The 402-nt window shown below is 37.3% G+C and carries 1 protein-coding gene; it reads left to right on the top strand.

Annotation, left to right across the window (positions count from 1 at the left end; genetic code table 11):
* The coding region (locus D7W82_RS39870; RefSeq protein ID WP_199728053.1) for a fibronectin type III domain-containing protein at positions 1-402 on the top strand (402 nt) is incomplete at both ends.

The raw sequence follows: 402 nt of genomic DNA on the forward strand, positions 1-402 counted from the left end.
GGTTCACACAATCTTCTGGAAAGACACAAATAAAAATTTCACGTACATCTAATATGAATGGTACAGAATTTCCAACTTCTGCAGATATTCAGGATGCGGAACAAACTGTTGTAAAAGCTACACAATCTATTAATCAGAGTGAGACAGCCCTTACAGATATTGATGGAAAGGCTACTCCTGCTAATAATGGGGATGATGTTTATAATGGGAAGAAAACAGCAGGTGCTCCAACTGGTGAATATTCAAATAAAGCGAAAGTAAAAGGGTTAGATCCAGATACACAGTACTCTTATTCTGTAAGTGATGGACAAGGCAATTGGAGTCCAATTTATACAATTACCACACTACCTACAGATAAAGTAACGTTTGCTGCTTTTGGTGATCCACAAATTGGTGCATTTG

Origin of the sequence: Corallococcus sp. CA049B (assembly GCF_003611685.1) — a bacterium.
In the GTDB taxonomy this organism is placed as follows: domain Bacteria; phylum Myxococcota; class Myxococcia; order Myxococcales; family Myxococcaceae; genus Corallococcus; species Corallococcus coralloides.